The 20,122-nt window shown below is 61.3% G+C and carries 20 protein-coding genes; 12 read left to right on the top strand and 8 right to left on the bottom strand.

Annotated elements, in window-relative coordinates:
• Window positions 1–254: 254 nt before the first annotated feature.
• The 7 genes from BN1137_RS12655 to hslR form a co-directional block, all read right to left on the bottom strand.
• Window positions 255–707 (bottom strand): GNAT family N-acetyltransferase, encoded by a 453-nt coding sequence (locus tag BN1137_RS12655; protein ID WP_050718946.1) that lies wholly within the window; start codon window positions 705–707, stop codon window positions 255–257.
• Window positions 708–814: 107 nt separating this feature from the next.
• The gene (locus BN1137_RS12660) at window positions 815–1,216 is read right to left on the bottom strand and encodes a nitrous oxide-stimulated promoter family protein (RefSeq protein ID WP_198150637.1); all 402 of its coding nucleotides are present in this window, start codon (window positions 1,214–1,216) and stop codon (window positions 815–817) included.
• A 103-nt stretch (window positions 1,217–1,319) separates the two neighbouring features.
• Window positions 1,320–3,122, bottom strand: coding sequence for an aminopeptidase P family protein (locus tag BN1137_RS12665; protein WP_050718947.1), 1,803 nt, complete (start codon window positions 3,120–3,122; stop codon window positions 1,320–1,322).
• A 33-nt stretch (window positions 3,123–3,155) separates the two neighbouring features.
• Window positions 3,156–3,821, bottom strand: coding sequence for a GntR family transcriptional regulator (locus BN1137_RS12670; RefSeq protein ID WP_050718948.1), 666 nt, complete (start codon window positions 3,819–3,821; stop codon window positions 3,156–3,158).
• 176 nt (window positions 3,822–3,997) lie between these two features.
• On the bottom strand, window positions 3,998–5,623 hold the full coding sequence (gene pckA, locus BN1137_RS12675; RefSeq protein ID WP_050718949.1) for a phosphoenolpyruvate carboxykinase (ATP): 1,626 nt from the start codon (window positions 5,621–5,623) through the stop codon (window positions 3,998–4,000).
• 150 nt (window positions 5,624–5,773) lie between these two features.
• Window positions 5,774–6,658 (bottom strand): Hsp33 family molecular chaperone HslO, encoded by an 885-nt coding sequence (gene hslO, locus BN1137_RS12680; protein WP_050718950.1) that lies wholly within the window; start codon window positions 6,656–6,658, stop codon window positions 5,774–5,776.
• Window positions 6,659–6,765: 107 nt separating this feature from the next.
• On the bottom strand, window positions 6,766–7,164 hold the full coding sequence (gene hslR / locus BN1137_RS12685; RefSeq protein WP_050718951.1) for a ribosome-associated heat shock protein Hsp15: 399 nt from the start codon (window positions 7,162–7,164) through the stop codon (window positions 6,766–6,768).
• 188 nt (window positions 7,165–7,352) lie between these two features.
• Here hslR and exeC point away from each other — a divergent pair, with 188 nt between their 5' ends.
• The 12 genes from exeC (at window position 7,353) to exeN (ending at window position 19,074) form a co-directional block, all read left to right on the top strand.
• Window positions 7,353–8,231, top strand: a complete 879-nt coding sequence (exeC, locus tag BN1137_RS12690; RefSeq protein WP_050718952.1) for a GspC family type II secretion system variant ExeC — start codon at window positions 7,353–7,355, stop codon at window positions 8,229–8,231.
• Window positions 8,232–8,252: 21 nt separating this feature from the next.
• Window positions 8,253–10,322, top strand: coding sequence for a GspD family T2SS secretin variant ExeD (exeD, locus tag BN1137_RS12695; RefSeq protein WP_050718953.1), 2,070 nt, complete (start codon window positions 8,253–8,255; stop codon window positions 10,320–10,322).
• Window positions 10,322–11,827, top strand: coding sequence for a GspE family T2SS ATPase variant ExeE (gene exeE, locus BN1137_RS12700; RefSeq protein ID WP_050718954.1), 1,506 nt, complete (start codon window positions 10,322–10,324; stop codon window positions 11,825–11,827). Before exeD ends, exeE begins: the two co-directional genes overlap by 1 nt.
• A 52-nt stretch (window positions 11,828–11,879) precedes the next feature.
• Window positions 11,880–13,100 (top strand): GspF family T2SS innner membrane protein variant ExeF, encoded by a 1,221-nt coding sequence (gene exeF / locus BN1137_RS12705; protein WP_050718955.1) that lies wholly within the window; start codon window positions 11,880–11,882, stop codon window positions 13,098–13,100.
• 153 nt (window positions 13,101–13,253) lie between these two features.
• A complete protein-coding gene (gene exeG / locus BN1137_RS12710; protein WP_033128920.1) occupies window positions 13,254–13,685 on the top strand; it encodes a GspG family T2SS major pseudopilin variant ExeG in 432 nt (143 codons plus the stop codon).
• 44 nt (window positions 13,686–13,729) lie between these two features.
• A complete protein-coding gene (gene exeH, locus BN1137_RS12715) occupies window positions 13,730–14,296 on the top strand; it encodes a GspH family T2SS minor pseudopilin variant ExeH (RefSeq protein ID WP_050718956.1) in 567 nt (188 codons plus the stop codon).
• Between the two features lie 11 nt (window positions 14,297–14,307).
• Window positions 14,308–14,667, top strand: coding sequence for a GspI family T2SS minor pseudopilin variant ExeI (exeI, locus tag BN1137_RS12720; RefSeq protein ID WP_050718957.1), 360 nt, complete (start codon window positions 14,308–14,310; stop codon window positions 14,665–14,667).
• A gap of 167 nt (window positions 14,668–14,834) precedes the next feature.
• A complete protein-coding gene (gene exeJ / locus BN1137_RS12725; RefSeq protein ID WP_157433753.1) occupies window positions 14,835–15,485 on the top strand; it encodes a GspJ family T2SS minor pseudopilin variant ExeJ in 651 nt (216 codons plus the stop codon).
• Window positions 15,475–16,485 carry a GspK family T2SS minor pseudopilin variant ExeK gene (gene exeK / locus BN1137_RS12730; RefSeq protein ID WP_198150638.1) on the top strand — a complete coding sequence of 337 codons (1,011 nt, stop codon included), beginning with the start codon at window positions 15,475–15,477 and terminating at the stop codon, window positions 16,483–16,485. Before exeJ ends, exeK begins: the two co-directional genes overlap by 11 nt.
• Window positions 16,486–16,646: 161 nt before the next feature.
• Window positions 16,647–17,831, top strand: coding sequence for a GspL family type II secretion system protein ExeL (gene exeL / locus BN1137_RS12735; protein ID WP_157433754.1), 1,185 nt, complete (start codon window positions 16,647–16,649; stop codon window positions 17,829–17,831).
• A complete protein-coding gene (gene exeM / locus BN1137_RS12740) occupies window positions 17,828–18,319 on the top strand; it encodes a GspM family type II secretion system protein ExeM (protein ID WP_050718960.1) in 492 nt (163 codons plus the stop codon). Before exeL ends, exeM begins: the two co-directional genes overlap by 4 nt.
• Window positions 18,316–19,074 (top strand): GspN family type II secretion system protein ExeN, encoded by a 759-nt coding sequence (gene exeN / locus BN1137_RS12745; RefSeq protein WP_050718961.1) that lies wholly within the window; start codon window positions 18,316–18,318, stop codon window positions 19,072–19,074. Before exeM ends, exeN begins: the two co-directional genes overlap by 4 nt.
• Before the next feature lie 43 nt (window positions 19,075–19,117).
• Here exeN and BN1137_RS12750 read toward each other — a convergent pair whose 3' ends face one another.
• A complete protein-coding gene (locus BN1137_RS12750) occupies window positions 19,118–19,987 on the bottom strand; it encodes a LuxR C-terminal-related transcriptional regulator (protein WP_083443450.1) in 870 nt (289 codons plus the stop codon).
• Window positions 19,988–20,122: the final 135 nt, after the last annotated feature.

Consider the following 20,122-nt stretch of genomic DNA (forward strand, 5'->3'; position numbering starts at 1 on the left):
GGGCATCTAATTAATCTGGTTGTTGAGCCTGACTTTACGCCAACCGGATTGTGCAGGAAACCCGCAAAGTGTAACCAATTATGTGATACGCAGAACGTCGCCCTTCTGGATGTGTATCAGGCCAGCATGTGATACGCAGAACGTCGCCCTTCTGGATGTGTATCAGGCCAGCATGTGATACGCAGAACGAAGCCCTTCTGGATGTGTATCAGGCCAGTATGTGATACGCAGAACGCAGCCCTTCTGGATGCGTATCAGGCCAGTCGTTTTTCCAGCAGCAATCGGTCCTCACCCGGACCAAAATAGCCCGGCTCCTCGCTCAGCTGTGCATAGCCGAGGCGAAAATAGAGGCGCTGGGCCGGATTGGCCGGGTCAACGGTCAGTCGAACCCGCTCGGCCCGCGCATTGGCAAGTGCCTGCTCCATCTGCAGCATCATGCGCTCGGCAAGGCCGAAGCCGCGAGCCTCTGGCAACACGGCCAGGGAGAGCAGCCAGCCTTGCGACCGATCCTGTCCCAATCCACCAAGGGCATAGCCAAGCAGCTTGCCATCGAGTTCGGCAACCAGCAACAGCTCGGGCCACAAGTCCATGGCTTGGCGGAAGAAGAAGCCGGGATAGACATCTTCCCCGAAGACGTCGACATCGATCTGCCAGATGGCATGCATGTCGGTGTGGCGGGCCACTCTCAAAACGGGGGGCTGGTGCATCTTGGCTCCTGTTGTCCTGTGCGCTGCGCTTGGCAGTCAAAAGAACCACAGGGTAGTGAGCCATTTGGCGCGATGCAAGCCGTGTGCTGGCGAAGCACATCATGCCATCAGGGCGGTAGCGGTCGGCCATGAGGGCGTTTGGGGGGCTTGCGGCGGCTGTCCAGCAGATGGCACAAGGCGAGCCAGGGATGGCGCCACAGCATGCGCGGGCCGCTCCACTTCATGATCAGCTGGATCTGTTTGCGCATGGCGGGGGCATAGCAGTGGATGTCGCACTTGGCACAGGTCGGCTTGTGGCTATGGCCATAGCGGCAGCGACGCAGGCGCTGATGGGCAAATTCTCGCAACTGCTGGCAGTGGCGGCAGTCGTCATGGTGATGATGGTTGCAGTAGAGGCGGATCATGGCGCTGACCGTCAACCGCTCCCGCCTGAGCCTGGGATGCTCGGGTGCCTGGCTGGCACCTGCACTGCGACGAGTGCCTGGGTGATTGGAGTTCATGGCGGTCATTGTCCTGACCTGCTCGGCAAGGGTGTTGATGCAGGTCAAAAGCCGGGACAAAAAAACAGGGCCCTTAGGCCCTGTGTCATCAGACAACCTCGATTGTCTGCGATTAGATGAGGCTGGTCGCCTGCTCCAGCCAGGCGAGATCCTCGCCCTCGAGTAAGGGACTCAGGCGGCGGAACACTTCGACATGGTAGTCGTTGATCCAGCGGAACTCGTCCTGGCTCAACAGGCTGCGATCGATGAGGCGGGTATCGAAGGGGACATAGGTCAGCCGCTCGAAACCCAGCATCGGCAACTCGCCGCGTGGCTCCTGCTCGGTTACGACCACCAGGTTTTCACAGCGGATCCCGAATGCATCTTCCCGGTAGTAGCCAGGCTCGTTGGAGAGCACCATACCCGGTTGCAGTGCCACCAGGCTGCCCTTGGGGGCGATGCGCTGCGGACCCTCGTGCACGCTCAGGAAGTGGCCGACGCCGTGACCGGTGCCGTGGTCGTAGTTGTAACCGGCCTGCCACAGGGGCATGCGAGCCAGCACATCGAGCTGGATGCCGGCGGTGCCGCGCGGGAAGCGAGCCTGATCCAGCGCGATGTGACCCTGCAGTACCCGGGTGAACATGGCCTTGTGCTCGTCGGTTACCTCACCCACCTTGACGGTGCGGGTGATGTCGGTGGTGCCATCCAGATACTGGGCACCGGAGTCCACCAGATAGATGCTGTCCTGACCGAAGGCGCGCGGCACACCGTTGGTGTGACGGTAATGACACATGGCGGCGTTGGGGCCGAGCGCCGAGATGGTGTCGAAGCTCGGTTCCACATAGTGATCCTGCTCGCGGCGGAAGGCTTCCAGCCGATCGGCCAGGGTGCCTTCATCCACGCCGTCGAACTCGCCGGAGGCGATCAGCCGATCCAGCCAGGCGAGGAAGCGGGTGACGGCGACGCCATCACGCAGGTGGGCGCGCTGCATGCCAGCCAGCTCAGTCTCGTTCTTGCAGGCCTTGGGTAACATGGTGGGATCCTGGCCCGCCACCAGGATGGCACCGGCTTCTTCCATGATGAGCTGGGTCCAGGCGTTGGCGGTGTTCGGGTCGGCCAGCACCTTCTGCTGATCTTCCCCGATGCGCTGCAGCACGTCGCTCAACTTGTCGATCGGATAGACGGAGACATCCTGCCCCACGTGGCGGGAGAAGGCGACGCAGTCGATCTTGTCGGTATCGACGAAGAAATCCATGCTGGTGTTGGCGTAGAGCACGGCAAAGCCCAGCACCACTGGCAGGCGCTCTACGTCACGACCGCGCAGGTTGAGCAGCCAGTTGATGGGCTCGGCCTGGGTCAGCAGCACCGCGTCCAGGCCGCGCTTGCGCAGATCGCTTGCCAACAGTTCACGTTTGGCCTGGCTCGATTGACCCGCCAGCTCCTCGCTGTAGAGGATGACCGACGTCTTGGTCGGCGCCGGGCGATCGCGCCAGTGCAGGTCGATGGGGTTCTCGTTGACTCGCACCAGCTCGATGCCGCGCTCGGTCAGCACTGCCTTGGCATTCTGGTACCAGGCCAGGCTGTGCAGACGGGCATCGAAACCGACCCGGGAGCCTGCAGGCAGCTGCTCTGCCAGCCACTGTACATGGGGATCTTCGTTGAGATGGAGGAACTCAAACAGCTCGGCCGGTGCTTGCATGCGAGCTTGCACCGTGTAACGACCGTCGATGAACAGGGCCGCCCGCTGCGCCATGATGATGGCGAGTCCGGCGGAGCCGTTGAAACCCGTGATCCAGTCCAGACGCTCGGCGTAGGCGGGGATGTACTCTCCCAGGTGTTCGTCGTCGTGGGGAACGATGAAGGCGTCCAGCTCTTGCGCGGCCAGGGTGGCCCTGACTTGGGCGACGCGGGTTTCAATAATCTCGAAATGGTTCATGTCGTTAATGCCAGATTGTGGTGATGTGAGTGTTCACTGATGGTGACTGCCGGCCAGGATCTGTTTGATTGACTGGCCAGCCGCCTCGATATGTTGTTTGAGCAGGACCACGGCTTCGTGTTTGCGACGGGCCCGGCACAATTCCAGCAGCTTGGCGTGTTCGCGCTCGGCCTTGTCCACCCCGCCTTGGGCAAACAGCAGCTCGAAGCGCACGTAGCGATCACAGCTCAGATTGATCTGGGCGATCAGCTCCAGTGCCTGGGGACGATTGGCGGCCTGATAGAGGGTGGCGTGAAAACGATGATTCAACTCGGCCCAGTGTTCGATCTGGGTGCCGGACTCCAGCGCCAGGTCAAACTGGGCCAGGATGGCCTGCGCCTCAGCGAAGGTCTCCTCCGTCATCAGGTCGACGGCGTGGAACAGGGTATCGGCTTCCAGCAGGGCTCGCAAATAAAAGAGCTCCTCGATGGCGGAGGCATCCAGCATGGTGACCACGGCGCCGCGATGGGCCTCGAATTTCACCAGTCCCTGCGCCTCCAACTGCATCAGGGCCTCGCGTACCGGAATGCGGCTCACCGCCAGCTCCTTGGCGATGGCATCCTGGCGCAGGGGGGCGCCAGCGGGGAATTCGCCACGCAGGATTCGGCCACGGAGGTTATCCATCACCATCTGGGTGCGGGTCTGATAGGGTGGGTTCATGCTCGGGTCACGGGGAGTCGTTACAAAATTGTATATTGTATAAAGTTTGGTTGAATCTAACGCGCAACCGTCGGCGAGGCAAGGCATGGCGGGAGCCAAACGCCGCAGTTCGGCTAAAAAAATACCGGCCAGCGAGGCTGACCGGTATGAGATTGTGAAGAATTATCGGCGCTGGATTACAGCTGCGGGCCCGCAGCGACCAGGCGTTTGCCCTCGTCGGTGTCGGTGAAGCGCTCGAAGTTCTTGATAAAGCGTCCCGCCAGATCCACCGCCTTGGCATCCCACTGCGCCTTATCGGCATAAGTATCACGCGGGTCGAGAATGGCCGGGTTCACATCATGCAACTCGGTCGGTACTTCCAGGTTGAAGATAGGCAGCACCTTGGTCTGGGCCTGCTCGATGGAGCCATCGAGAATGGCGTCGATGATGGCGCGGGTATCCTTGATGGAGATCCGTTTGCCGGTGCCATTCCAGCCGGTGTTGACCAGATAGGCTTCGGCGCCCGATGCTTCCATCCGCTTCACCAGTTCCTGACCGTACTTGGTCGGGTGCAGGCTGAGGAAGGCTGCACCGAAGCAGGAGGAGAAGGTGGGCGTCGGCTCGGTGATGCCACGCTCGGTACCGGCCAGCTTGGCGGTGAAGCCAGACAGGAAGTGGTACTTTGTCTGCTCCTTGGTCAGCTTGGCGACCGGAGGCAGCACCCCGAAGGCATCGGCGGTCAGGAAGATCACCTTGTTGGCATGACCCGCCTTGGAGACCGGCTTGACGATGTTCTCGATGTGGTAGATGGGGTAGGAGACCCGGGTGTTCTCGGTACGGGAGCCATCGTTGAAATCGATGGTGCCGTCATCCGCCACCGTCACGTTCTCCAGCAGCGCATCACGACGGATGGCGTTGAAGATGTCCGGCTCGGCCTCTTTGGAGAGCTTGATGGTCTTGGCGTAGCAGCCACCTTCGAAGTTGAACACACCGTCATCGTCCCAGCCGTGCTCGTCATCGCCGATGAGTGCACGCTTGGGATCGGTGGAGAGGGTGGTCTTGCCGGTGCCGGACAGGCCGAAGAAGATGGCCACGTCGCCGTCCTGACCCACGTTGGCGGAGCAGTGCATGGAGGCGATGCCGCGCAGGGGCAGGAAGTAGTTCATCATGGAGAACATGCCCTTCTTCATCTCGCCACCGTACCAGGTGCCGCCGATGAGCTGAATGCCCTCGGTCAGATTGAAGGCGACGAAGTTCTCGGAGTTGAGCCCCTGTTCCTGCCAGTTCGGGTTGGTGCATTTGGCACCGTTCATCACCACGAAGTCCGGTTTGAAGCTTCTCAGCTCCTCCTCGCTCGGGCGGATGAACATGTTCTTGACGAAGTGAGCCTGCCAGGCCACCTCGGTGATGACGCGCACCGCCAGACGGGTATCCGGGTTGGCACCGCAGAAGCCATCCACCACAAACAGGCGCTTGCCGGAGAGCTGTTTGGTCACCAGGGATTTCAGATGTGACCAGACTTCCGGGCTGAGAGCTTTGTTATCGTTCTTACCCTGGTCAGACCACCACACAGTATTCTGGGTAGTGGCGTCTTTGACGATATATTTATCTTTTGGGGAACGGCCGGTAAAGATGCCGGTGTTGACATTGACGGCGCCGAGCTCGGTGACGACGCCCCGCTCGAATCCTTCCAGGTCTGGGCGGGTCTCTTCGGCGAAAAGCTGCTCATAGGAGGGGTTGCGAACGATTTCTTGGCTGTTTTTGATGCCGTACTGGTCTAGTTGTAATTGTTGGGCCAGGGTGGGTGTTGCCACGATAGTCATTATGTTCTCCTGGGTTCAGAGGTTTTGTAGGGTTCTATCTGGCTTTCATGCTACCACCTAGGTGGTAGATTATAGAGATCGCCATCAAACTTTATAAAATAGGGTATTTTTTTGTTATTTAAGTTAAAGGCGGGTTTTGCCCGCCTTCATTTAGTGTAACTTGTTTGCATCATTATCGGGAGCCCTGCTGAACAGGGTTTCGATGTCGATCTCATCGAATTGGTACTCGGCGCCGCAATAATCGCAGTGCATGTCGATCTTGCCGAGCTCCTGCACCATGGCCACTGCTTCTTCTTTCTCTATCTGCAGCAGAGCCCCTTCGCAACGGGCGCGGGAGCAGGTGCAACGGAACTCTATGGCCTGGGGATCAAACACCCGCACCTTGTCCTGGTGATAGAGGCGATAGAGGATCTCTTCGGCTTCCAGGCCAAAAAGCTCTTCATCCTTGATGGTGCTGGTGAGCTGGGTCAGGTGATCGAAATCGGCGCTGTGATCCTCGCTCTGGGCGGGGAGCGCCTGCAGCAGGATTCCGGCGGCGCGGGGCTCGCCCTCATGATGGCCGGTGCGGATCCAGAGTTTGGTCGCGAGCTGTTCGGACTGGGCGAAGTACTGCTCGAGGCAGCCCGCCAGGGTGTCAGCTTCGAGGGCGATGATGCCCTGATAGCGCTCGCCCTGCTCCGGGGTGATGGTGATCACCAGCTGGCCGTTGCCGACCAGGCTCTGCAGCTTGCCGTCAGTGGGCAGCTCGCCTTCGTAACGGGCGACGCCACGCAATTGCTGGTTGTGATCACCGTTGATCACCGCCAGACGCACCGGACCGTCCCCTTGCAGTTGCACCGTGATGGAGCCTTCGAACTTGAGGGTGGCGGTCAGCAGGCTGGTGGCGACCAGCAGTTCACCCAACAGCTTCTGCACCTGCACCGGGTAGTTCTGGGCTTCCACGATGTGGCGGTAAGTACGATCCAACTGGACCAGTTCCCCCCGCACTTCGTACTCTTCGAACAGATAGCGATACAGGAGATCTTGGTTACTCATCATGCATTCCTAGGGTCTTCGTGGTGTAAATTGATAAACACATTGTTAAACAGGTGGTTAGGAACTTATCCGTGCCCCTGTCGTCATAAAAGGGCCATCAAGGCATATTAATGTTGTTTGACCTTGAGTAGCTGGCGGCGTTCCTGCTTGTCGGGACGTCGCTCGGGGCTTGGGGCAAATTGGCTGTTGAAGCGCCTGGCCTCGCTGTTCTGGGCCCGTTTTTTCAGGCTATCTTCGGTCTCTTCATAGAGCTGCTGGGCCAGCGGGGCCGATTTGCGCTGCTCGCTGAGCTGCAACACCCGGACTTCCCGCTCGTCCTGGCCCTGCCAGACACGAATGAGGGCGCCGACCTCGACCACCTTGCCCGGTTTGCTGCGCTGGCCATTGTAATGCACCTTGCCACCATCTATCTGATCCCGGGCCAGGCTGCGGGTCTTGTAAAAACGCGCGGCCCACAACCATTTGTCGAGGCGGACCTGGGTTGTGGTTTCTGCTGGATTCGGCATGGATCGACTCCGGGATGGCTGAAAGAGGAGCCTGATTATATCAGAGGCAGGCCCCGGGATAGAAACTGGCGGGCTGGGTGTGACGGAATCTGGATTTTCGCCGCTTCATCCCATCCGGTCGGTTGTCACTGGGTCCATTGCCGTACACAATAGCCAACCGATTTGGATGCCAGAGCATTTTGAGAAACATGACGCTACCGCTCAGGGGTGATTTATTGAATGCCCTGCTGGCTCGTTGCAACAGCCTGCCACTCTCCCGTCTCAGCCAACCGCTGTTCTGGTTGTTGCTGTTATTGCTGGCCCAGCAGTGTGCCGGGCTCACTTGGCGTCTATTCAGCCTGACCCAGACTGTGGAAAATTCCCCCTGGCAGCCCTCGGTTACGGCCGCGCAGGGTGCCAATGCTGCCCGGCTCGATCTCAGCAGCGTCAGCCGTCTATCCCTGTTTGGCAAGGCGCCGCAAGTGGCGGCTGACCAGGTCGCTCAGGCGGTCGCGGCCGATGCCCCCAAGACCCAGCTCAACGCTCAGCTCAACGGGGTGCTGGCGAGTTCAGACCCTGCGAAATCCATCGCCATCATCGCTCACAATGGCCTGCAGAACTCCTACGGCATCGACGATTACATCGACGGCACCCAGGCCAAGATCCGCCAGGTATTCGCCGATCGCGTCATCATCGCGCGCGATGGCCGTGACGAGACCCTGATGCTGGATGGGGAAGAATACGGCAAGCCCTTGCCTAAAGCGGCGCCTCAGGATAGTAAGTTATCTTCGGTTCGCAGCGAATTGATGAGTAACCCCGGTAAAATCACCGATTACCTCAACATCTCGCCGGTGCGGGTAGATGGCCGCATGGTTGGCTACCGCCTCAGCCCGGGCAGCAATCCTGAACTGTTCAATCAACTCGGACTGGTCGCCAACGATCTGGCGGTCAGCATCAATGGTCTGGATCTGCGGGATAACGCACAGGCCATGCAGGCTATGCAACAAATAGCCGGCGCCAAGGAGATGACCGTCACCGTCGAGCGGCAAGGACAGCTCTATGACGTTTTTGTCGGCTTGTCAGAATAATGAATTGGAGTAGCACCAAGAATGATAAATAAAGGGAAAGGCTGGCGCTTGGCCACGGTCGCGGCGGCCTTGATGATGGCAGGTTCAGCCTGGGCCACCGAGTATGCCGCCAGTTTCAAGAATGCCGATATCGAAGAGTTCATCAACACGGTCGGCAAGAACCTGAACAAGACCATCATCATCGAGCCCTCGGTGCGCGGCAAGATCAATGTCCGCAGTTACGACTTGCTCAATGAGGATCAGTACTACCAGTTCTTCCTGAGTGTGCTCGATGTCTATGGCTTTGCCGTGGTGCCGATGAACAACGGGGTGCTCAAGGTGGTGCGCTCCAAGGATGCCAAGACCTCTGCCATCCCGGTGGTGGACGACAGCAATCCCGGCGTGGGTGACGAGATGGTGACCCGGGTGGTACCGGTGCGCAACGTCTCGGTGCGCGAGCTCGCCCCCTTGCTGCGTCAGCTCAACGACAACGCCGGTGGCGGTAACGTGGTGCACTACGAGCCGTCCAACGTGCTGCTGATCACCGGTCGCGCCGCCGTGGTCAATCGTCTGGTGGAAGTGGTGCGCCGGGTGGACAAGGCGGGTGACCAGGACATGGACATCATCAAGCTGCGCTTCGCCTCCGCCGGCGAGATAGTGCGCATCGTCAGCAACCTCAACAAGGATGGCAGCAATCAGGGCGGCAACGCTCCCTTGCTGCTCTCCCCCAAGGTGGTGGCGGACGAGCGTACCAACTCGGTGGTGATTAGCGGCGAGCCCAAGGCGCGGGCCCGCATCATCCAGATGGTGCGTCAGCTTGACCGGGATCTGCAGAGCCAGGGCAACACCCGGGTCTTCTACCTGAAATATGGCAAGGCCAAGGATCTGGTGGATGTGCTCAAGGGCGTCAGCTCCAGCATCGCGGCCGACAAGAAGGGCGGCGGCGCGGCTCCCAATACTGGTGGTGGCGCCAGCATAGGCGGCGGTCAGCTCGCCATCTCGGCCGACGAGACCACCAATGCCCTGGTGATCACTGCCCAGCCGGATGTGATGGCCGAGCTGGAGCAGGTTATCGCCAAGCTCGATATCCGCCGTGCCCAGGTGCTGGTGGAGGCGATCATCGTCGAGATCCAGGACGGGGACGGGATGAATCTGGGGGTGCAGTGGGCCAATGCCAACGGCGGCGGCACCCAGTTCACCAACACCGGTCTGCCCATTGGCCCCGCCATCATCGCGGGCAAGGATTATCAGGATAACGGCAATACCGCTGGGCTCGACAAGCTGCTGAGCAGCTTCAGTGGCATGGCGGCCGGCTTCTACAAGGGAGACTGGGCAGCTTTGGTGACGGCGCTCTCCACCAACACCAAGAACGACATCCTCTCGACCCCAAGTATTGTCACCATGGACAACAAGGAAGCCTCCTTCAACGTCGGTCAGGAAGTGCCGGTGCAAAGTGGCTCCCAGAGCTCCACCACCAGCGATCAGGTGTTCAACACCATAGAGCGCAAGACGGTGGGCACCAAGCTGGTGGTGACGCCCCAGATCAACGAGGGTGATTCGGTGTTGCTCAACATCGAGCAGGAGGTCTCCAGCGTGGCGCAGACCCAGGCGACCGGCACAGCGAATCTCGGCCCCACCTTCGATACCCGTACCGTCAAGAATGCGGTGTTGGTCAAGAGTGGCGAGACCGTGGTACTGGGCGGCCTGATGGACGAACAGACCAAGGAGCAGGTCTCCAAGGTACCCCTGCTCGGTGATATTCCGGTGCTGGGCTATCTGTTCCGCTCGACCTCCAACACCACCTCCAAGCGCAACCTGATGGTGTTTATCCGGCCGACCATCTTGCGAGATGCCAACGTCTACTCCGGCGTCTCCAGCAACAAGTACACCCTGTTCCGCGCCGAGCAGCTGAACCTGGCCTCCGAGGAGGGCTATGCCACTTCGCCCCCGCGTCAGGTGCTGCCCGCCTATGGTCAGGACGTGATGTTGTCCCCCGAGGTACAAAAGCAGATTGAATTGATGAAGGCGCAGCAACAGTCGACCGCTACCGGCGTGAAGAGCCAGGTGCAGACTCAGGTGCAAGGGCAACCCTTCGTGCAGAGCAAGCCCTGATGGCCGCCTATCAACTCGACAACAGCGAGCTGCCGGCAGAACTGCCCGAACTGCCGTTCGCCTTCGCCCGCAACTTCGGGGTGATCCTGACCGAGCGGCAGGGTGCACCACTGCTGCTCTGTCGTCAGGGCGTCGCCCCCCAGACCTTGCTGGAAGTGCGGCGGGTGGCTGGTTGCGGTTTTGCCATCGAGCAGATGGGGAGCGACGAGTTTGAAGAGCTGCTGATGGCCCACTACCAGCGCGACTCCTCCGAGGCTCGTCAGCTGATGGAGGATCTCGGCAACGAGATGGATTTCTTCGCCCTGGCGGAAGAGTTACCCCAGAGTGAGGATCTGCTCGATGCCGACGATGATGCCCCCATCATCCGTCTCATCAACGCCATGTTGAGCGAGGCGATCAAGGAGGAGGCGTCCGACATCCACATCGAGACCTTCGAGCGGGTGCTGGTCATCCGGTTTCGCATCGACGGTGTGCTGCGGGAGATCCTTCGGCCCCATCGCAAGCTGGCCTCCCTGCTGGTGTCGCGCATCAAGGTCATGTCCCGCATGGACATTGCCGAGAAGCGGGTGCCCCAGGATGGCCGCATCTCGCTGCGGATCGGCGGCCGGGCGGTGGATGTGCGGGTCTCGACCATGCCGTCCAGCTACGGCGAACGGGTGGTATTGCGACTGCTCGACAAGAACAACGTGCGCCTCGAGCTCAAGCAGCTTGGCATGACGCTGGCCAACCGCAACATCATCAGCGAGCTCATTCGCAAACCTCACGGCATCATTCTGGTAACGGGTCCGACCGGTTCGGGCAAGTCCACCACCCTGTATGCGGCGCTGTCCGAGATCAACTCGCGGGATCGCAACATCCTGACGGTGGAAGATCCCATCGAATATGACCTGGAAGGGGTTGGCCAGACCCAGGTCAACGCCAAGGTCGACATGACCTTCGCCCGTGGTCTGCGCGCCATCTTGCGTCAGGATCCGGACGTGGTGATGGTAGGGGAAATTCGTGATCTCGAAACCGCCCAGATCGCGGTGCAGGCATCTCTCACCGGTCACCTGGTGATGTCGACCCTGCACACCAACACCGCCATCGGCGCCATCACCCGGATGCGGGACATGGGGATCGAGCCTTTTCTGCTCTCCTCCTCCCTGCTCGCGGTGCTGGCCCAGCGGCTGGTGCGTACCCTCTGCCCGGATTGCCGTGCCCAGCACCCAATCACCGAGCAGGAGCGGATCGCCATGGGCCTGGAACTGGCACCTGATCAGCTGATGTGGCGCCCGGTCGGGTGCGAGCAGTGCAACCACACCGGCTATCGTGGCCGGACCGGCATCCATGAGCTGGTGGTGATCGACGACGGGGTGCGTGAGGCGATCCACAGCGCCAGCGGCGAGCTGGCCATCGAACGGTTGATCCGGGGCCATACCCCCAGCATCCGTCGCGATGGCATCGACAAGGTATTGCTCGGCCAGACCAGTCTGGAAGAGGTGCTGCGCGTGACCCGGGAAGATTAACCGGGGCAGGGCATAGCAACCATGGTCAGACAGGTGCAGGAGAACGGCAGCATTGGCAGCATTTGAATACAAAGCCCTCGACAACCGGGGCAGAAACAAGTCCGGGGTGATGGAGGGTGACTCCGCCCGTCAGGTGCGCCAGTTGCTGCGTGAGCAGGGGCTGGCCCCGCTCGAGGTGAACGAGACTACCGAGAAGGCGAAGCGAGAAGCTAATCGCTTCGTGCTGTTTCGGCGCGGCGCCTCGACCTCCGAACTGGCGCTGATCACCCGCCAGCTGGCGACTCTGGTGGGGGCTGGCCTCACCATAGAAGAGGCGCTGCGGGCGGTGGCCGAGCAGTGCGAGAAAGCACACCTGCGTAGTCTGGTGGCGACGGTGCGCAGCAAGGTGGTGGAAGGCTATTCCCTTGCCGATTCGCTGGGCGCCTTTCCCCACGTGTTCGATCAGTTGTTTCGCTCCATGGTGGCGGCAGGGGAGAAATCCGGCCACCTGGAGAAGGTACTGAACCGGCTCGCCGATTACACCGAGCAGCGTCAGCACATGCGCACCAAGCTGCTGCAGGCGATGATCTACCCCATCGTCCTCACTCTGGTGGCGGTCGGGGTCATCTCCATACTGCTCACCGCCGTGGTGCCCAAGGTGGTGGCGCAGTTCGAACACATGGGGCAGCAGTTGCCTGGTACTACCCGCTTCCTCATCGGTACCAGCGAGCTGATGCAGCACTACGGACTCTGGTTCCTGTTGTTGCTGTTCATCGGCGGCTTTGTCTGGCGCTGGTGGCTCAGCGATGACAAGCGGCGTCGCCACTGGCACGGCATACTGCTGCGCCTGCCGGTGATCGGCCGGGTCAGTCGCGGCCTCAACACCGCCCGTTTCGCCCGTACCTTGAGCATCCTCAATGCCAGTGCGGTACCGCTGCTGGAGGGGATGAAGATCGCCGGTGAGGTGCTCTCGAACGATTTCGCCCGCAGCCGGATTGGCGAGGCGACCGAGCGGGTGCGCGAGGGGACCAGCCTGCGCAAGGCACTGAATGAAACCAAGATTTTCCCGCCCATGATGCTGCACATGATCGCCTCTGGCGAGCAGAGCGGCGAGCTCGACAGCATGCTGGAGCGGGCGGCGGACAATCAGGACAGGGAGTTCGAAACCCAGGTGAACATCGCACTCGGGGTGTTCGAACCCATGCTGGTGGTCTCCATGGCCGGGGTGGTGCTGTTTATCGTGATGTCGATCCTGCAGCCGATCCTCGAGCTCAACAATATGGTGAATCTATAAGGTTCGAGTGTCCGAATACGCTTCGCTATTCGAACCTACAAACCCAATCGAACCCGTAGGTTCGATTAGCCGGCAGGCGTAATCGAACGATCGCGGTTTAACAATTAATCGTTGATGGTTCATGCCATCTCATTTCGTTAGGGAGTCATAGCAATGCACAAGCGTCGTCAAGCCGGTTTTACCCTGCTGGAAGTCATGGTGGTCATCGTGATCCTGGGGATCCTGGCCAGTCTGGTGGTGCCCAACCTGATGGGCAACAAGGAGAAGGCGGATCAGCAGAAGGCGGTCTCCGACATAGTCGCGCTGGAAAATGCCCTCGACATGTACAAGCTGGACAATAACCGCTACCCGACTACCGAGCAGGGGCTGGATGCGCTGGTCAACAAGCCGACCGCTTCCCCCGAGCCGCGCAGCTACCGGGAAGGGGGCTACATCAAGCGCCTGCCGCAGGATCCCTGGGGTAACCAGTATCAACTGCTGAGCCCGGGCCAGTTTGGCAAGATCGACATCTTCAGTACCGGGCTGGATGGCGAGGCCGGTACTGATGATGACATCGGCAACTGGAATCTGAAGGACTTCCAATAAGTGACTGACGGCGCCGCTCGCCATGCCGCGTGGGTGAGGCTCTCGTGAGGCTCACTTCGTTCCGTCAGCGCCAAGCGGGTTTTACCCTGCTGGAAGTGCTGCTGGTCGCCATGTTGATGGGACTGATCGCCACCGCGGTCACCCTCAGCATGGGCGGGGCCAAAGGGGATCGCGAGCTGGACAAGCAGGCGCGTCGCTTCATGGCGACCCTGCAACAGGCGCAGGAGTATTCGGTGATGGATGGCCGTCTGGTGGGGCTGCGAGTCGAGGATCACGGCTGGCAGTTCATGACGCGCGCCCCCAAGGATCGCAAGTGGCGGGCGCTGACCGACGACAAGATCCTCGGCCAGGTCACACTGCCGGAGGAGATGACATTGGCCATCACTCTGGAAGGCTTCAGCTGGCGCACCGACTCGGACGAGAAGACGGAACGGGGTCGTGACGAACAGGAGCGCACGCCTCAGGTGCTGATCTTCCCCGGTGGCGAGCTCACGCCCTTCGTGCTGGCCCTGAGCCAGCAGACCGATGACGAGAAATACCTGCGCACGGTCAAGGGCGACGAATTCGGTCGCCTCTCCTTACTGGAAGATGCCGTCGAGGAAGAAGAGTGAGATCCCGCAACATGAAAGCCGGTGGCATGACGTTGCTGGAGGTGATGGTGGCGCTCGCTGTGTTCGCCATCGCTGGGCTGGCGGTGATGAAAACGGCAAGCGAACATTTGTCCGGTCTCAACTATCTGGAAGAGAAGACGCTGGCGACCTGGGTGGTGGAAAACCAGCTGGTGCAGCAGAAACTCGAAGGCAAGTGGCCGGGCGACAGCTGGGTGGAAGGGGACGAGGAGATGGCCGGTCAGACCTGGTATTGGCGCTATCGTGGCGTCGCCACCAGCGATAACAACCTCAAGGCGCTGGACATGGAAGTGCGGACCGCGCCCAAGGCACAGAGTCCGGTGGCCATGATGCGGACCTATATCAGCCGATGAGCGACCAGTCGATGTTACAAAGTCGCCGCGCGGCCCTGGTTGGGCCATCGCCGCTACAGAGGCCGCGAGTTCGGCAGGGTGGCTTTACTCTGCTGGAGACACTGCTTGGGCCATCGCCAGTGCAGAAGCGTCATCCTCGACAGGGTGGCTTTACTCTGCGGGAGACACTGCTTGGGCCATCACCAGTACAGAGACGTCATTCTCGGCAGGGAGGTTTCACTCTGCTGGAGATGCTGGTGGCCATCGCCATCTTCGCCAGTCTGAGCATGGGTGCCTACCAGGTGCTGCAAGGGGTGCTCACCAGCGACGAGGTGGCCAAGAAGAAAGAGGCTAGGCTGTCCGAGCTGCAATTGGCGTTCGGCCTGCTGGATAGAGACATCAGTCAGATGGTGCCTCGCAGCGGCCGCAGTGAGGGCGAGAACAACAAGGTGCTGCTGGCGGCGTCCCGCTTCGGCCAGCAGAGTGACGACTGGGGCATGGCCTTCATTCGCGGGGGCTGGCTCAACCCGGATGGCATCTTGCCGCGATCCGGCCTGCAGCGGGTGGGTTGGCGGCTCAAGGATAGAACGCTGGAGCGCATGAGCTACCTCTATCCGGATCCCTCCATCGGCACTGAGCCGCGCATTCAGCCGGTGCTGACCGGGGTGACGGCGCTACGGCTCTATTTCTACGACAAGGGCGTCTGGAAGGAGGAGTGGACCCAGCGCGACCTGCTGCCCTATGGGCTGGCGGTGGAGCTGGATCTGGAAGACTACGGAACCCTGCGGCGCCAGTTCCTGATCGGGGCCGGTGGCCAAAGGGCTGAAAATGGGCGTTGATCGTCGCACCCGCCCCGGTCGGCAAGGGGGCATGGCGCTGCTGGTGGTGCTGCTGATCCTGTCGGTGATGGTGATCATCGCCAGCAACATGAGCAGCCGGCTGCAGCTCGAGTTGCGCCGCACCAGCAACCTCACCGCCGGCAAGCAGGCCTGGTGGTATGCCATGTCGGCCGAGGCGCTGGTGATCAAGGTGCTCAACCAGGACTTCAAGGATGACCCCAATGTGGTGAGCCTGGGTCAGAACTGGGCACGCGAGGATGGCGTCTTCCCGACCGATGACGGCACCCTGTCCGGTCGGGTGCGGGATCTGCAATCCTGCTTCAACCTCAACAGCCTGAGCGTGGCCCTCAAGGAAGGGGAGAGTGGCGACGATCTGGAAAAGCAGCCCTATCCGGTCAAGGTGTTTAGGGCGTTGCTGACGGAGCTGGAGGTCGAGGATTACGAGGCGGTGCAGCTCACCGATGCCATCCGTGACTGGACCGACAAGGACACCCAATTGGTCTCCAGCAACGGCGCCGAAGATGCCTATTACGAGGGGCTCAATCCCCCTTATCTGGCGGCCAACCAGTGGATGCTGAGCACGGATGAGTTGCGGGCAGTGCGCGGGATGACTGGCGCACTCTATGCCCGACTCGCTCCCTATGTCTGCGCCTTGCCTAATGACAAGCTGGTGGTGAACATCAACACCATCAAGCCTGAGCGGGCGGCCCTGCTGGTCGGCCTCTATCAGGGCAAGATAAGCCTCGACGATGCCAAGCAGGCGTTGAGCAGCCGCCCCAAGAAGGGCTGGAAGGAGAAGAAAGAGCTGACGGATCAGTTGCCGGTGCAGGCGAGCACCATCACCGGCCTCGATGCCGCGCTGGATATCAAGAGCAGCTACTTCGAGGCCAGTTTGCTGGCCGAAGTGGGTGACACCAGGGCCCGGCTGGAGACGGTATTCCAGCGAGCCAAGGACAACAAGCTGGTGATGTTGCGCCGCCTGAATGACGGCGCCGAATAGCGATTGATGCTGCCGCTGCGCGCTGGCATGAGGATACCCAATCACGGGGGGATGGCGAGCCAGGGGCTGCCATCCGTCCCGCCCCTTATCTGGACTGCAGCCGAAGGCTGCGGCCCCGCCCATCGACAAGGATGCAGGCGGGTATGGCAGGAGAACTATTTGTGAGCGAGAGTCTGGTCATCCGTCTGGGGACCAATGCGCAGCAGCCGGTCGAGTGGCTGGTGTGGTCGACGCAGGAGCAGGAGATCATCGCTTCCGGCACCCTGGCGTCCGCCCATGCCCTGGGTGAGCTGCGCGAGCGTGCCGGTGGTCGCCCCGTGGTGACTCTGGTGCCCGGCAGCGATCTTATCTTCCGGCGGGTCAGCCTGCCGGGCAAATATAACCGTCAGGCCGCCGCGGCGCTGCCCTACCTGCTGGAAGAGCAGATCGCCTCCGATGTGGATGCCTTGCACCTGGTAGTGCTCGGCCATCAGGGCAACGAGGTGGATCTGATGGCGGTAGACAAAGCCAAGATGGAGATCTGGCTCGGCTGGTTGCAGCAGGCGGGCCTTAAGAGCCTGCAGCTGTTGCCGGATGTGTTGGCCCTGCCGCTGGCCGCCGATGGCTGGTCTGCCTTGCAACTGGGGAACGAATGGCTGCTGCGCCAAGGGCCTCGCCAGGGCATAGTGGCCGAAGAGCCGCTGCTGGCCATGTTGCTGGCGACCCAGGCCGAGCCGGTCACCATTCACAGCCATACCCCGGTACCTGCCATCCCGGCCGCCAACTGGCAGGCTGCGGATCCGGAACTGCCGATGCTGCTGTTGGCCAAGGGGGCGCTGACCTGCCAGGCGAACCTGTTGCAGGGGCCCTATCGGCCACAGACCGAATACTCCCGCTACTGGCTGCAATGGCGTAGGGTGGCCGTGGTGGCCGGGCTTTTGCTGCTGGTGGCCCTGACCCAGCGCGGGGTGCAGCTCTATCAGCTGACGGAGCAAGACAAGGCGCTCAAGGCCGAGATCCGGCAGGTCTATACCAAGATCTTCCCCGGAGAGACCCGCATCGTCAACGCCCGCAGCCAGATGACCCAGCACCTCAAGCAGATGGGTCAGGCCCCGCAGGACGGGATCCTGCTGCTGTTGACCGAGCTGGCGCCGGTGTTCGCCGAGGTGCCGGGCCTCAAACCCGAGGTACTGCGCTTTGATTCGACCCGTGGCGAGCTGAGGCTGCAGGTCACCGCCCCCGGTTTCACCGAGATCGAGCGTTTCCGCGAACTGGCGGGCAAGCGCTTCGAGGTGCAACAGGGCGAGGTGCGCAGCACCGAGGGCAAGGTTGAAGGGGCACTGGTACTCAAGGGTAAATCATCATGATGGACAAATTGCAAGGCTGGTGGCACGGCATCAGCACCCGCGAGCAGCGGCTGGTGGCCGTGGGGGGCAGCATCCTGCTGATCGGACTCTGCTACTGGCTCATCTGGCAGCCCGTAGCCAACCGCATCGCCGAGCGTGAGCGGCAGGTTGCCAATCAGCAGCAGACGCTGGCCTGGTTGAAGGAGAAAGGGCAGGAGGTGCTGGCATTGCAGGGCAACAGCGGCCGCCAGATAGACACCAGCGGCACCCTGGACGGGGTGGTCAACCGCACCGCCTTCAACCAAAAGATCAAGATAGCCCGGCTGCAACCCCAGGGGCAGGAGCTGCAGGTGTGGATCGATACGGTTCCCTTCGATGATCTGCTGCTCTGGCTGGCGACCCTCTCGGATCAGCACGGGGTGCAGGTTCAAATCATCGAAGTGGCCCGTGAGAATCTGGCACCGGGCCTGGTCAAGGTCAGGCGTTTACAACTGAGTCGTCCCCAATGAAAAAACCTGTCCTGATTGCCAGCCTGTTCCTGTTGGCCTATCTCGCTTTCCTGCTGGTGCAACTGCCCGCCTCCCTGGTGGTCCGTTATCTGCCGCTGCCACCTAATATGGTGCGGTTGGAGGGGGTGAGTGGCACCCTCTGGAGCGGCCAGGTGGCGCGCCTGCAATACGCCAGCGAGTCGCTGACCCAGTTGCGTTGGGAACTCAATAGCTGGTCGCTGCTGCGCTTTGCCCCCGAGGTCTCCCTGCGTTTTGGCGATAGATCCGGCCTCAACGGGCAGGGGATCGTGGGCTGGAATGGTGCGGCCTTCGGCCGTGACATCACCCTCAACGCTCCCGCCCCTTGGCTGCTGGAGCGGGTGCCGATGCGGCTGCCGTTCCCGCTGACCGCGGCGGGGCAGTTGCAGCTCAAGGTCGATCAGTTCGCTCAGGGCAATCCCTGGTGTGACGAGCTGTACGGCAACCTCTACTGGTACGATGCCGTGGCCGATACGCCAGCGGGCAAGCTGCCACTGGGGGATCCCGAGGTCAAGCTGACCTGCCTCGACTCCAAGCTGGTGGCCGAGATCAAACAGGGCTCGGAGGCGGTGCAGGTGCTGGGCAAGCTGGAGTTGCAGGCCAATCGCCAGTATCTGTTCCAGGGCACTCTCAAACCGGGGCCTGAGCTGCCGGATCAGATGAAGCAGGGGCTGCCCTTCCTCGGTCAGCCCGATGGTCAGGGTCGCTTCCCGCTGCGTTATCAGGGCCGGATCTGAGGCTTGCTGGTTAAACAACACCCCGCTTTTGCGGGGTGTTCTGTTATAGAGTCTGGAAAAGGCCGTCCGGGGCCTCGCCGTGCACGGGGGCCGTGATCAGATGATTGAGGAAGAAGCCAAACAGCTCGGCCTGTGAGCCGACACGCAGCTTGCCATAGAGGTGTTTACGGTGATTTTTTACGGTGCCAGCGCCGATGCCGAGGGTATTGGCGATGGCCTCGGTGTCGAGCCCCTGCAGCAGTAAACTGGCCACCTGCCGCTCCCGCCGGGTCAGCAGCGTCCCACCTATGCTCTCCATCCCCTGGGCAATGGCCATCTTGAGAGTAGCGCCGTCCGGGCTACTCTGGACGGCGCCCTTTGTTGTACTGCTTGCGGCAATCTTCGCCGCACTCTCCGCCAGCAGGGGCTCTGACTGCTGCCAGTGCTGGCGACAGAGGGAGTGGACAAGCGGAAACAGCGCCTCCAGCCTGGCTCGCTCACTCCGACTGAGGGCTCGACGTTTCGCGAGTCGGCCGAGAAACAGCATCAGCGTCAGCCCGGGACGCACCGGCAGGATCAGCCCCACCTCTTCTTGCCAGCCGGTGGCCTGATAGAAGCGCTGGTGATAGTCAGGATCAAGCGCGCCGCGGGAGACCTCGGTCAGGGTCCAGACTCCGGCCTCCAGCCCGCTGGCCAGTGCCTGCATAAAGGGATCCTGACCGAAGTGACCGGCGAGATAGCGCTCAAACAGCAGTTCCCGTTGATGGCTGAGATTGTCATAGAGGTAGACGGGGCGCTGGCCGACTCCGAGCAGCAGGGCACAATCGAACGCCACCTGTCGCTGGATGAGTCGCACCAGCGCCGCCGCAAAGGCGTTGCCGTGCAGGGCATCGACGACGGCGGTCAGATCGGTGGTGAGGGCGGCGTTGTTCATGACAGGCTTGGCTTCCAGACAAGGGGCGGGGCCCATTGGACCGGAATGCTAGCACGGGGTGATAAAACTGTCCCCTGGGGGACATGGTCGCACCGCCGCCGGGGAGGGAGGATAAGGGTTTTCCCCGCAGTCCGG

It is taken from the genome of Aeromonas tecta, from assembly GCF_000820185.1.
Classification (GTDB): Bacteria; Pseudomonadota; Gammaproteobacteria; order Enterobacterales; family Aeromonadaceae; genus Aeromonas; species Aeromonas tecta.